The organism is Leclercia adecarboxylata (genome assembly GCF_023639785.1).
In the GTDB taxonomy this organism is placed as follows: domain Bacteria; phylum Pseudomonadota; class Gammaproteobacteria; order Enterobacterales; family Enterobacteriaceae; genus Enterobacter; species Enterobacter adecarboxylatus_D.
Genome location: NZ_CP098325.1, coordinates 2,789,199 through 2,801,756, shown reverse-complemented (window position 1 = coordinate 2,801,756; position 12,558 = coordinate 2,789,199). Strand labels below are relative to the sequence as shown.

9 protein-coding genes and 2 pseudogenes are annotated in these 12,558 nt (G+C 57.7%); 7 read left to right on the top strand and 4 right to left on the bottom strand.

Annotation, left to right across the window (positions count from 1 at the left end; genetic code table 11):
- Window positions 1-314: 314 nt before the first annotated feature.
- From NB069_RS13340 to NB069_RS22625, 3 genes and pseudogenes are all read left to right on the top strand, one after another.
- Window positions 315-1,613, top strand: a complete 1,299-nt coding sequence (locus NB069_RS13340) for a D-amino acid dehydrogenase (protein WP_250584271.1) — start codon at window positions 315-317, stop codon at window positions 1,611-1,613.
- 12 nt (window positions 1,614-1,625) lie between these two features.
- Window positions 1,626-2,696: a catabolic alanine racemase DadX gene (dadX, locus tag NB069_RS13335; protein WP_250584269.1), complete on the top strand. Its 1,071-nt coding sequence runs from the start codon at window positions 1,626-1,628 to the stop codon at window positions 2,694-2,696.
- A 93-nt stretch (window positions 2,697-2,789) separates the two neighbouring features.
- A pseudogene (locus tag NB069_RS22625) lies at window positions 2,790-2,888 on the top strand (hypothetical protein); the annotation flags it as partial.
- Here NB069_RS22625 and NB069_RS13330 read toward each other — a convergent pair.
- Window positions 2,844-4,559, bottom strand: a pseudogene (locus NB069_RS13330) (potassium/proton antiporter); the annotation flags it as partial. The pseudogenes NB069_RS22625 and NB069_RS13330 overlap by 45 nt on opposite strands.
- 98 nt (window positions 4,560-4,657) lie before the next feature.
- The gene (gene ldcA, locus NB069_RS13325; RefSeq protein WP_250584265.1) at window positions 4,658-5,572 is read right to left on the bottom strand and encodes a muramoyltetrapeptide carboxypeptidase; all 915 of its coding nucleotides are present in this window, start codon (window positions 5,570-5,572) and stop codon (window positions 4,658-4,660) included.
- Window positions 5,573-5,685: 113 nt separating this feature from the next.
- Between ldcA and emtA the strand changes: the two genes are divergently transcribed.
- Window positions 5,686-6,297: a membrane-bound lytic murein transglycosylase EmtA gene (gene emtA, locus NB069_RS13320; RefSeq protein WP_250584263.1), complete on the top strand. Its 612-nt coding sequence runs from the start codon at window positions 5,686-5,688 to the stop codon at window positions 6,295-6,297.
- 36 nt (window positions 6,298-6,333) lie between these two features.
- Here emtA and ycgR read toward each other — a convergent pair whose 3' ends face one another.
- Window positions 6,334-7,065, bottom strand: coding sequence for a flagellar brake protein YcgR (gene ycgR / locus NB069_RS13315; protein ID WP_250584261.1), 732 nt, complete (start codon window positions 7,063-7,065; stop codon window positions 6,334-6,336).
- Between the two features lie 208 nt (window positions 7,066-7,273).
- Between ycgR and NB069_RS13310 the strand changes: the two genes are divergently transcribed.
- Window positions 7,274-7,528: a GlsB/YeaQ/YmgE family stress response membrane protein gene (locus NB069_RS13310; protein WP_039030762.1), complete on the top strand. Its 255-nt coding sequence runs from the start codon at window positions 7,274-7,276 to the stop codon at window positions 7,526-7,528.
- 200 nt (window positions 7,529-7,728) lie between these two features.
- Here NB069_RS13310 and treA read toward each other — a convergent pair whose 3' ends face one another.
- Window positions 7,729-9,411 (bottom strand): alpha,alpha-trehalase TreA, encoded by a 1,683-nt coding sequence (treA, locus tag NB069_RS13305; protein WP_250584259.1) that lies wholly within the window; start codon window positions 9,409-9,411, stop codon window positions 7,729-7,731.
- A 331-nt stretch (window positions 9,412-9,742) separates the two neighbouring features.
- Here treA and NB069_RS13300 point away from each other — a divergent pair, with 331 nt between their 5' ends.
- Both NB069_RS13300 and NB069_RS13295 read left to right on the top strand, forming a co-directional pair.
- Entirely contained in the window at window positions 9,743-11,101 is a 1,359-nt protein-coding gene (locus NB069_RS13300; RefSeq protein WP_250584257.1) for a glycoside-pentoside-hexuronide (GPH):cation symporter, read from the top strand.
- Between the two features lie 41 nt (window positions 11,102-11,142).
- A complete protein-coding gene (locus NB069_RS13295; RefSeq protein WP_250584255.1) occupies window positions 11,143-12,486 on the top strand; it encodes a carbohydrate porin in 1,344 nt (447 codons plus the stop codon).
- The last annotated feature ends 72 nt before the right edge of the window (window positions 12,487-12,558 follow it).

Sequence of the window (12,558 nt, the reverse complement as noted above, 5' to 3'; positions counted from 1 at the left end):
TCATTGTTGGTAGCTCTCTCTGTCTGGAGAACCTCTTTTCAAGCATAGAACACAGCATTCAAAAGCGTGCTGGCACGCTATTTTTTTTCTTTGCGATTTCCCGTCGCGGCGATGGTGAAAATAGGGTGGTCAACAGCATAATCTGCTGGTTAAAAATGCCGCGTAGCAGGAGATGCCAAATACCCGCCAGCCCCGCCACATGGGGAAGGTGTGAGGTAAGTCACCATAAAAAATGCCTATGTTGAATAATATTTTCAACTGAGTTATCAATATGTAACCAGAAGATTGTTCTTTTGCTTATAAATGGAGTGGCTATGCGTGTTGTCATACTGGGAAGTGGCGTCGTTGGCGTAACCAGCGCCTGGTATTTAAGTCAGGCCGGGCATGATGTGACCGTTATCGATCGGGAGCCGGGTCCAGCCCTGGAGACCAGCGCTGCGAATGCCGGACAAATCTCTCCGGGCTATGCGGCGCCCTGGGCGGCACCGGGCGTTCCGCTGAAGGCGATTAAGTGGATGTTCCAGCGCCATGCGCCGCTGGCCATCAGCCTTGACGGCACGCAGTTCCAGCTTAAGTGGATGTGGCAGATGCTGCGCAACTGCGACACCTCGCACTATATGGAAAACAAAGGGCGGATGGTGCGTCTGGCAGAGTACAGCCGCGACTGCCTGAAGGCGCTGCGCGCTTCCACCGGTATCCAGTATGAAGGCCGCCAGGGGGGCACCCTGCAGCTGTTCCGCACCGCTCAGCAGTACGAAAACGCGACCCGTGATATCGCCGTCCTTGAGGACGCGGGCGTTCCGTATCAGCTGCTGGAGGCCAGTCAGCTGGCGCAGGTGGAACCGGCGCTCGCCGAGGTGGCGCATAAGCTCACCGGCGGTCTGCGTCTGCCCAATGACGAAACCGGCGACTGCCAGCTCTTTACCCAGAATCTGGCGCAGATGGCCGGGCAGGCGGGCGTCAAATTCCGCTACAACACCTCCGTCGATAAGCTCCTGTATGAAGGGGATAACATCTACGGCGTGCTGTGTGGCGATGAAGTGGTCAAGGCCGACGCCTACGTCATGGCCTTCGGCTCATACTCCACCGCCATGCTGAAAGGCATTGTGGATATTCCGGTCTATCCGCTGAAGGGGTATTCGCTCACCATCCCGGTGAAAGAGGACAGCGGTGCCCCGGTTTCAACTATCCTTGATGAAACATACAAAATCGCGATCACCCGTTTTGATAACCGGATCCGCGTGGGAGGAATGGCGGAAATCGTCGGCTTTAACACTGAACTGCTGCAACCGCGCCGGGAGACGCTGGAGATGGTCGTTGGCGACCTGTTCCCGCGCGGCGGCTTTATTGAACAGGCGACCTTCTGGACCGGGCTGCGTCCAATGACCCCGGACGGCACGCCGGTGGTCGGGCGGACACCCTTTAAAAACCTCTGGCTGAACACCGGACACGGTACGCTGGGCTGGACGATGGCCTGCGGGTCAGGGCAGTTACTCAGTGATTTGATCTCCGGGCGCACACCCGCTATTCCGTTTGATGATTTAAGTGTCGCGCGCTACCGTCCGGGATTCACTCCGTCACGTCCACAGCATTTACACGGCGCGCATAACTAACAAGGAGCTGTCATGTCCCGTCCCGTTCTGGCTCAGCTGGATCTGCAGGCCCTGAAGGATAACCTGCAAATTGTCCGTCGCGCTGCGCCAGCTTCACGCGTCTGGACGGTGGTCAAAGCCAATGCTTATGGCCACGGTCTGGATCGCGTCTGGAGTGCATTAAGCGCGACTGATGGTTTTGCGCTGCTCAATCTCGAAGAGGCGATCCTGCTGCGCGAGCGCGGCTGGAAAGGGCCCATTCTGATGCTCGAAGGCTTCTTCCACAGCGATGAATTGCCCCTGTTTGATAAATACCGCCTGACCACCAGCGTGCACAGCAACTGGCAGGTCAAGGCGTTGCAAAATGCAAAGCTTCATGCCCCGCTCGATATCTATCTGAAAGTGAACAGCGGCATGAACCGCCTCGGTTTCCAGCCGGAGCGCGTTCACAGCGTCTGGCAACAGCTGCGGGCATTGAAGAACGTTGGCGAGATGACCCTGATGGCCCACTTTGCCGATGCGGAAAAACCGGACGGCATCGCCGACCCGATGATGCGCATTGAGCAGGCGGCAGAGGGGCTGGATTGCCCACGCTCGCTCTCCAACTCGGCGGCGACGCTCTGGCATCCGGAGGCGCATTTTGACTGGGTGCGTCCGGGGATCATCCTTTATGGCGCCTCACCGTCCGGGCAGTGGCAGGATATCGCCAACAGCGGCCTGAAGCCGGTGATGAGCCTGCGCAGCGAGATTATCGGCGTTCAGACCCTGAAAGCGGGGGATACGGTGGGCTACGGCAGCCGCTATCGCGCCCGGGGCGAGCAGCGGATCGGTATTGTCGCCGGCGGTTACGCCGACGGCTATCCGCGTATTGCCCCTTCCGGCACGCCGGTGTGGGTGGATGGCGTACGCACCGGCACGGTGGGTACCGTGTCGATGGATATGCTGGCGATTGATCTCACCCCTTGCCCGCAGGCGGGGATCGGGACGCCGGTTGAGCTGTGGGGCAACGAGGTGAAAGTGGACGATGTTGCTGCCGCTGCGGGCACTGTCGGGTATGAGTTGTTAACCGCGCTGGCGCCCCGGGTACCGGTCGTTACGATATAAACGCAAAAGGGCAACGTCAGTTGCCCTTTTTAGTGTTTGCGAGAGGGCCGGGGTGAGGGCATCAGGCCGCACAGCGCCGGTGCCAAACGCCGGGTGGCGCCGGCGCTTACCCGGCCTACAGAGAGCACCTTACTCTTCAGCATCCTCCGCCACGCGCACGCCCACCTTCATCACCGCGTTATCTGCCTTCTCGGCTACCGTCCAGATCATCCCGGCGAACTCCACCTGGTCACCGACAACAGGTGCCGCACCCAGCAGCTTCTGCACAATCTCGCCCAGGGTCTGCTGGTTATCGCGGTACTCCAGCCCTTCCTCCAGGCCGTAGATCAACGCCACATCGGCGAATTTGGCGCTGGCTTCCAGAATAAAGTCCCCGAAGAAGCGCTGATCCAGCGCCACCGGCGGCGACTGGCTGAACAGCTTGCCGAGGGCGGGCAGGTCACGCTCGCGACCAATCACGCACAGAATATCTCCCTCGCGCAGCCGGGTACTGCCGGTGGGGTGCAGCAGGGCGTTATCGCGAAACAGGGCGGCAATGCGCGTCTCTTCAGGCATATGCAGATCGCGCAGCGAGGCGCCCACGCACCACTTATCGGCGCTGAGCTGATAAACAAACTGCTCCCAGGGATTCTCCGGGTGAATATCCAGCCCCACGCGGGAGACCGGCCAGCCCACCGGCGGGATCACCACTTTGGCTTTTTTTGCCGCCCAGGAGAGGGAGGTACCCTGGAACAGCAGCGACACCAGCACCACGAAGAACGCCACGTTAAAGAACAGACGGGAGTTCTCCAGCCCGGCCATCATCGGGAATACCGCGAGGATGATCGGCACCGCACCGCGCAGCCCCACCCAGCTGATAAACACCCGCTCGCGCAGGTTAAAGCCCCGGAACGGCAGCAGACCGGCAAACACCGACAGCGGGCGGGCAAAGAAGATCATCCATAGCGACAGCATCAGCGCCGGAACAGCAATCGGCAGAAGATCCGACGGCGTTACCAGCAGCCCCAGCACCAGGAACATGCCGATCTGCGCCAGCCACGCCAGGCCATCGAAGTTTTGCAGAATGCCAAAGCGGTTGCGGATAGGGCGATTACCCAGCAGGAAGCCACACAGGTAGACCGCCAGAATGCCACTGCCGTCCATCGCCGTGGTGAGGGCGAAAATCAAAATCCCCCCGCTCAGCGCCAGCAGCGGGTAAAGCCCGGCCGGCAGCGAAATACGGTTGATCATCTGTTGCAGCAGGTAGCCCCCGCCGAGGCCAAAGAGGATGCCTAAACCAAACTGCTGAATGATGTGCCAGGCAAACATCCAGCTCAGGCCGGTTTCATGCTGCTGGATCATCTCAATCAGGGTGATGGTGAGAAACACCGCCATCGGATCGTTACTGCCGGATTCAATCTCCAGCGTCGAGCCGACACGCTCGTTCAGCCCCTTGCCGCCCAGCAGCGAGAAGACCGCTGCGGCGTCGGTTGAGCCCACAATCGCGCCAATCAGCAAGCCTTCCATGAGGTCCAGGTGAAACAGCCACGCCGCCATCATCCCGGTCAGGCCGGAGGTAATGAGCACCCCCACCGTCGCCAGCGACAGGGCCGGGCCCAGCGCCACGCGAAACGAACTGGCCTGGGTGCGCATTCCGCCATCCAGCAGGATCACTGCCAGGGCGAGGTTACTGATCATGTACGCAAAGGGATAGTTATCGAAGGGAATGCCGCCGACGCCATCAACACCCGCCAGCATGCCGATAGCAAGGAAAATAACCAGAATGGGGATGCCAAGACGCGATGAAAATGAACTCAATAAAATACTGCAGGTTACAAGAACTGAACCCAGGATAAAAAGACTGATTATTGCTGCGGCATCCAATGTGTGCGTACTCCCTGCCTGACGTGGTGACTGTTATTAAAACCCTATCATATTCGCGCCCCTTAAGCCGTGGAAATCCGGCCCTTTTGGGGCTTTTTTTACGCCTGGAGCGTTGGGTGGCCGCTGAGAGTTAAACGGGTATCCCCCGCCGCGTGAACCAGCGTTGCCTGCGCCCCGAGCGGCAGGGTGACGGTTTGCTGTTCATGGCCGAAATCGAGCCCGCTGATAATGGGTACTGACACCCGGGCGCGCAGGTAATCCACCATGGTCGCAAGATCGTATCCGGCATCGTAATCGTTAGGCGCCGAGCCGCTGAAGCTGCCCAGCACAATCGCCTGCTGGCGGTCCAGAATGCCCGCGTGGTGCAGCTGGAGCAGCATACGTTCCACGCGGAACGGGTGTTCGTTGATGTCTTCCAGCACCAGAATGCCGTTCTCAATGGCGGGCATCCAGGGGGTGCCGATAAGCGACACGACCATCGCCAGATTGCCGCCCCACAGCTGGCCTTCGCGTTTGCACTGCGGACCTTCCCCCTGCCACTCGACGGAGTAGGTCTCGTTGCACAGCGCGCGCCAGAAATGGTCTACCGTGAAGGCGTTCAGTTCTGGCGCGCCAAAGTTGCCCGCCAGCATCGGGCCGCTGAAGGTGATGACGTTGTGCAGCGCCAGCAGGCCCAGCTGAATCACAGTGAAATCACTGTGGCCGCAGATCAGCAGCGGATCCTGCTGCTGGCGTTTCGCCAGCCCCTGCCAGTCGATTTGCGTCAGAAGACGGCTGGCACCATATCCGCCGCGCACCGCCAGCACAATCTGACTGGCACCGGGCAGGCGGGCAAGGGCGTTGATATCCTGCAAGCGCTCTGCCTCTGTACCGGCAAATCGCTGCTGGCGGCGGGGTATAATCGTCTGATTTTGTACCTGATGGCCCTCTTCCAGTAATCGCGCCACGCCCCGCTGCGCCGCTTCCTGATTAATGCAGTAACCTGATGGTGCGATGAGATGAAACTGAGACATGGCATTTCCTTGCTGACTTATAAAGCTGAATGTATATATCATGCCGCCTGAGCGCGTCCTTCATCAAGCGGAGGATAGGGTAACAGCGATGAATGACCATAAGGACAGATGACGTGAAATTGAGATGGTTTGCTTTTCTGATTGTATTGCTTGCAGGATGCAGTTCAAAGCAGGATTACCAGAAGCCGGACTGGAACCCGGAAGTTCCGGTTAAACGGGCGATGCAGTGGATGCCGATCAGCGAAAAAGCCGGTGAGGCCTGGGGCGTCAGCCCACGTCTGGTAACCGCCATTATTGCGGTGGAGTCGGGCGGCAACCCGAATCTGGTGAGTAAATCCAACGCGGTGGGCCTGATGCAGCTTAAAGCGTCCACCGCCGGACGCGAGGTTTACCGGCATATGGGCTGGAGCGGGCAACCCTCCACCAGCGAGCTGAAAAACCCGGAGCGCAATATCTCCATGGGTACCGCCTATCTGAGCATTCTGGAGCACGGGATCCTGAAAGGGATTGAGGATCCGGAAGTGATGCAGTATGCGCTGGTGGTGTCGTACGTTAACGGCGCGGGCGCGCTGCTGCGTACCTTCTCGTCGGATCGCAAAAAGGCAATAGCCGAAATCAACGATATGGATAAAGACGAGTTCTTTGAGCATGTCGTTAATAACCACCCCGCACCGCAGGCACCGCGCTATATCTGGAAAGTGCAAAAAGCGATGGACGCCATGTAATCTGCTGCCGGGCAGCCATGCGCTGCCCGGTCGCGATCAACGCACTTTGTTAGCGCGTTCCCGCGCTTCACGCTCCAGCGAGTAGATAATCCGCTGTAGCTCGCGTTCCGGGCCTGGCCCGACGTTGAGAAAACGGAAGCTCAGACGCGGCGTAGTGATGGTTTCATTTTTGCTGTCCACCACTTTACGTTCGCTCACCGTGATCAGCTGCGCATCGAAAAAGAAGCGGCCCCAGCCACCCATATCCAGTTCGATCTGCGAAAAACGCATCCCCTCAACCAGACCTTCCGGTTTGGCGGTATCCATCAGGGCGCCCATGCCGCCCAGCGACAGGTCGTGCAGACGAAAACGGATCACGCTTTTGTCTGGCATTCTGGCTTTGCAGAAGTAGGCCGGATGCAGCGGGGCGCTGATGCGGAAATATTCCCGGCGCTGAATGCACCATACCGAGGCCGGCAGCGGCGAGATAAAAGCGGGCAGCGCCTGGTAGTTCCCCTGTTCCAGCCGCGGCAGCCCGAACTCGACCTTGGCACCCTGCGTGTCGGCGGCCACGGTGATGTTTTCTGCGCGTAACACCGAGCGGTTTTCATACTCCTGACTGCCTAAATCCATCACCAGACGCTCCGGCGTCGCATCCAGAATTTTGCTGATGAACTGGTTGTTTCCCCAGCTGATACGCACGGGCACATCATTTTTTTGCAGATCGCGTAGTACACCCAAAACAGCCAGCGGATTAGTTTTCAGGAACTGCTCACTGTAATTACTCACGCCCCGGGGCTCCTTCATTGATGACAGTCTGTGGATGCGTTATCGGCACGCCATAGCGGAACTTAATACAAACCGCTAATTATTTTTTTCGCCTCATCCGCAATTAAGTCGGTGTAGTAAAACTGGTTTTCCCGCGATTGCCTATACTTAGTATTACCTGCGCGGGCCGGTGTTCCGCGCAAGCTTAACTCTGCAAGAGGGCATTACTATGGGTATCATCGCCTGGATTGTATTTGGTCTGATTGCTGGCGTTATCGCAAAATTCATCATGCCGGGACGTGATGGCGGCGGCTTTATTGTGACCTGTATCCTTGGGGTCGTAGGTGCGGTTGTCGGCGGCTGGCTGGCAACGATGTTTGGCATCGGCGGCAGTGTATCCGGATTTAACCTGCAAAGTTTTCTGGTGGCTGTGGTGGGTGCCATTATCGTGCTGCTGGTTTACAGGATGGTGCGACGCGCCTGAAACCCATAAAAACGGCTCTTAAAAAGAGCCGTTTTTTTTGTGCTGTTCTCCCTCTCCCTGAGGGAGAGGGTCAGGGTGAGGGGGTATCGGCCGCACCGGTGCAGATGCCGGGTGGCGGCTACGCCTTACCCGGCCTACATGTCGCCTTTGACCTTGTAGGCCCGGCAAGCGTAGCGCCGCCGGGCAATCCGGCCTGTGTATTACTGCTGTCCGACACTTTTCTGCGTTTCTGCCGGTTCATCGTTGGCCGCGGGCTGCGTGGCGGGTACTTTGTCGCAAGGGTTGGCCTGCGGACATACCAGGTCCAGCATCTTCAGCGTTACGCCGTTGGTCCAGCCAAAGCCGTCCTGAAGCGGATATTCGCCACCGCCGCCGCCTGTGCCGGTAGTAGAGACATCATATTTCTCCACCAGCTTCTGCTCGCGATCGTAGGTGTGCTGCACGTTGGTGAGGAAGCGCCACGTCACGTCCATCGCCACTTTTTTATGGCCGTAGTTCTGCAACCCTTCGGTAGCCACCCACTGCAATGGCGCCCAGCCGTTAGGTGCATCCCACTGTTGGCCGCTGTTGACGGTGGTGGTCGAGATCCCCCCGGCTTTCAGCAGCTGGGCTTCGGCGGCTTTCGCCGTTTTGTCCGCGCGCTCCTGCGAGGCCGCATTGACGTACAGCGGGAAGAGGGCCGCGGCGGTTAACGGGTCGCGCACCTGTTTGGTTTTCAGATCGTAATCGGCGTACCAGCCCTGTTTATCATTCCACAGGTAGCGCTCCATGGCTTTCTGACGGTCGGCGGCCAGCCCCTCATAGCGGCTGGCTGCTTCGCTGTCTCCCCCTTCCTGGCTGGCCTTCGCCAGCAGTTTTTCCATTTTGAACATCAGGGCGTTCAGATCCACCGGCACGATGCTGGTGGTGCGGATCGTCCCCAGCTGCTTCGGATCGTCCATCCAGCGCGAGCTAAAGTCCCAGCCGGAAGCCGCTGCAGCGCGCAGATCCCGGTAGATCTCCGTTGCCGGGCGGCTGGGGTATTTTTTCGCGGTGTTGATATCATCCAGCCAGGATTCCGGGCGCGGCGTGTCACGGTCGTCCCAGTAGCGGTTAAGCACTGCGCCATCGTCCAGCTTCACCACCCGCTGGCTGGCCTGGCCTGCCTGAAGGGCATCAACCCCTTCCATCCAGTAGGCATACTCTTTTTCCATCTGCGGACGGTACTTCTTCAGCGCCTCTTTATCGTGCGTCGCCAGCAGCTCCACCATCAGGGCAAAGAACGGCGGCTGGGAGCGGCTCAGGTAGTAGCTGCGGTTGCCGTTGGGAATGTGGCCCCAGCTGTCCAGCTCATACGCGAAGTTGTCCACCATGCTGGCGACTTTATCCCAGTGGCCGCTCTCTGCGAGCCCGAGCATGGTGAAGTAGCTGTCCCAGTAGTAAATCTCACGGAAGCGTCCGCCCGGCACCACGTAGGGTTGCGGCAGCGGCAGCAGCGAATCCCACTTCCCGGCACTGGAGGTCGTGCGCGTCAGCACCGGCCACAGCCCGTCGATATGAGCCCGCAGCGTCTGGCCTGCTGGCGGCACATATTTCTCTTTTTCGGTCGGCAGGGTGAAGTTCATCTCCACAAAATGGCGGAGATCGAACCCGGACTGTTTACGCTGCATGTGGTAGTCGGCGAGGATCGCCTGGGGATCGTTTTTCGGTACGGCATCGGCAAAGGTCTTTTGATCGGGGAAGAGTTTGGCGCTTTGCACATCGTTAAACAGTGGGCCAAACAGAATGTCCGGCGCTTGTTTCTTCGCGCCATTCGGTTCGTCCGCATAGCTGAAGGCAGTTATCCCAAGCAGGATGCCGCCAATTGCCAGCCGCAGTGCTGCGTGCTGCTGAGGTCTCATCATGGTTGTTCTCCTGGATTCTCCGGGCAGCGCGGCCGCTGCCGTCTTTCACCTGAAAACCTTAGACGAATATTTGTCACTTCGCGTGTCAGAAGTAACATTTTGCACAAAACCAGACTATTTACCGGTGCGTATTCAGCACCGGGAATCCACGCAAAAATATATATCCTGCGCAATTTATTAGTTGCGTAAATAACCCTTAACTACGCGGATCACATAAAGGGAAAATCATAACTTCTTAGCGAGAAAACATAATGGATTGCACGGGAAGCTAAGGGGAGATTATGTCGACAGCAGAAATAACCGGATACATAAATAACAGGGAGAAACCTGAATGTCGGCAACGGAAAAATTAGCGGTAAAAGAGAAAATAGGTTACAGCCTGGGCGATGCGGCCAGCCATATCGTATTCGATTCATCAGTGGCGATCCTCGCCTATTTCTATACGGATATTTACGGGCTGCCGCCAGCGGTAATGGGGACAATGTTTTTACTGGTCAGACTGCTGGACGCCATTACCGACCCGATAATGGGCGCCATCGCTGATGCCACCTCCTCACGCTGGGGACGCTTTCGGCCCTGGCTGCTGGCGATCTGCGTTCCGTTCGCGGTCAGCTGCGTACTGGTCTATACCATCCCGTCATTCTCTGACAGCGGCAAGGTGGTCTATGCCGTGGCGGCCTATATCTTTATGACCCTGATGTATACCGCCATCAATATTCCCTACTGCTCGCTGGGGGCGGCCCTTACCTCCGATCCGCGAGAAAACCTCTCTTTGCAGTCCTGGCGTTTTGCCATCACCCCGCTGGGTGGGGCTCTGGGCACTGCCTGCATTCTGCCGCTGGCGGATTATCTCTATCCCCAGGATCGCGCGAGCGGCATTCAGGTGGCGATGGCCATTTTCGGGGTCATTGGCTGCCTGATGTTTATCATCTGTTTTGCCACCACCAAAGAGCGCGTCCAGCCAATTAAGGAAGAAAACCTCAATGTTGTCCGTGACGTCAAAATTCTGTTTCGCAATGAGCAGTGGCGCATTCTGTCCGTCTACAACTTTATGATGCTGATAGCGGTGGTGATCCGCGGCGGGGCGGTGGTCTATTACGTCAATACCGTCCTGCGCCAGGGCACGGATATTATCTCGCTGTTTATGCTGGGCGGGATGATCGCCTCGATGCTGGGTTCGCTACTGGCGCAGCCGCTGGGTTCCCGCTTCTGCAAAATCAAACTCTCATTCTGGATCAACCTGCTTAATGCCGGGCTGGGCATCGTCTGCTTCTGGTTGCCGGTGCAATTCTGGCTGATCCCGCTGGTAGCCCATTTCCTTATTCAGACGGTGCAGGGCGGAAACGGTGCGCTGCAGTGGTCTATGATCACCGACGCCAATAATTACGGCGAATGGAAAACCCAGCGTCGAATTACCGGTATGAACGTCGCTGCCAATATTTTTGTCATTAAATTAGGCGTCGCCGTCGGGGGCGCTATTCTGGGCTGGGTGCTGGCCGGGTTTGAATATCAATCCAGCGCCGCCGTGCAATCACCTCAGGCGGTGCAAGGGGTGATCTGGTTATTTACCCTCATCCCGTCACTCTTTTATCTGTTTACCGCCGTGGCAATTAAATTTTACCGCCTCGATGAACAGAAAATGCATGCCGTTGTGACGGATTTAAATAACGGTGAATTTGCAAAGTCATAACGCAACAGTGGAATTAATAATAAATCATCAGGATGGAATCTATGCGTATACATTATATTGCGCTGCTGGTCAGCGCCTGTATTCCTGTCACCACGCTGGCCGCCACCCGGACGGACAGCATGGAGGAGAAAATCGCCCGGCTGGAAGCCAGCCTGGCAAAAGCCGAAGCCCAGATTGCGCGCCTGGAGCAGGCACAACACGCCCCGACGGTGAACCTGGTCTCCGCCGAACCTCCGGCGACGCCTGCGCCCACATTGACCCTGTCAGGCTACGGCGACCTGCGCTTCTATGGCGATGTGGAGTTGAATATGGACGCCGCCAGCCGCAGCGGCAGTTTGACCTCCCTGCGCACCAGCCCCAACAAAGACTGGGCTCCGTCAAACAACGAGCGCTGGGATATCAATGGCCGCCTGCTGCTGGGCTTTGACGGCTACCGGCGAATGGACAACGGCCAGTTTGCCGGTTTCTCGGTACAGCCGCTGGCGGATGTGACCGGCAGAATGAACCTGGATGACGCGGCATTCTTCTTTGGCCAGGAGAATGACTGGAAAGTCAAAGTCGGGCGCTTCGAAGCCTATGACATGTTCCCGCTCAACCAGGACACCTTCGTTGAGTATTCCGGCAATACGGCAAACGATCTCTACAGCGACGGTTACGGCTACATCTACATGATGAAAGAGGGGCGCGGGCGCAGCGACAGCGGCGGTAACCTCCTGCTGAGCAAGAATCTGGGTAACTGGTACCTTGAGGTTAACACCCTGCTGGAAAATGGCAGCTCGCTGTTTGTCGATAAGCAGTATCACGGTATGGCGCTGGATAACGATAAAAACGTCGCCTATGTGCGCCCGGTTATCGCCTGGTCAGAAGGGCGCTTCTCCACCGCGGTGGCAATGGAGAGCAACCTGGTGGATAACGCCTACGGTTACCGGGATGCGACGGGCCGCTGGATCGATCAGTCCGATCGTACCGGCTATGGCCTGACGATGCGCTGGAACGGGCAAAAAACCGATCCCGATAACGGCGTGGTGGTCAATCTTAATACCGCCTACATGGATGCCAGCGACGAAACGGACTTTACCGCCGCGATCAACGGCCTGTGGAAAAACGCTGAGCTGGGCTATATCTACGCCCATAACGAGATAGACAGATTTAACGCGACCGGACTGAACGCCGACTGTGACGGCGAGTGCTGGATAACTCATCCGGGCAATTACGATATTCATACGCTGCATGCGTCGTATCTGTTTCCCAATGTCATGAAAATGAAAAACTTCAATATTTATCTCGGGGCGTACGCGTCCTGGATCGATGCCCACCCGAAAGAGGCTGATGGCGACACCGACGCCCGCTACGGTGGCCGTCTGCGCTTTAAGTATTTCTTCTGACCGGGCACCAGCCAGACCACTCACCCGGTCTGGCTGGCTTGCCGCATCTGCACTACCTTCATAACCAGGTTT

Excerpts from the sequence above, each read along its gene's own strand:
- NB069_RS13340 (WP_250584271.1), top strand. The coding sequence starts at position 315 with ATGCGTGTTGTCATACTGGGAAGTGGCGTCGTTGGCGTAACCAGCGCC.
- dadX (WP_250584269.1), top strand. The coding sequence starts at position 1,626 with ATGTCCCGTCCCGTTCTGGCTCAGCTGGATCTGCAGGCCCTGAAGGAT.
- ldcA (WP_250584265.1), bottom strand. The coding sequence starts at position 5,572 with ATGTCTCAGTTTCATCTCATCGCACCATCAGGTTACTGCATTAATCAG.
- NB069_RS13310 (WP_039030762.1), top strand. The coding sequence starts at position 7,274 with ATGGGTATCATCGCCTGGATTGTATTTGGTCTGATTGCTGGCGTTATC.
- treA (WP_250584259.1), bottom strand. The coding sequence starts at position 9,411 with ATGATGAGACCTCAGCAGCACGCAGCACTGCGGCTGGCAATTGGCGGC.
- NB069_RS13300 (WP_250584257.1), top strand. The coding sequence starts at position 9,743 with ATGTCGGCAACGGAAAAATTAGCGGTAAAAGAGAAAATAGGTTACAGC.
- NB069_RS13295 (WP_250584255.1), top strand. The coding sequence starts at position 11,143 with ATGCGTATACATTATATTGCGCTGCTGGTCAGCGCCTGTATTCCTGTC.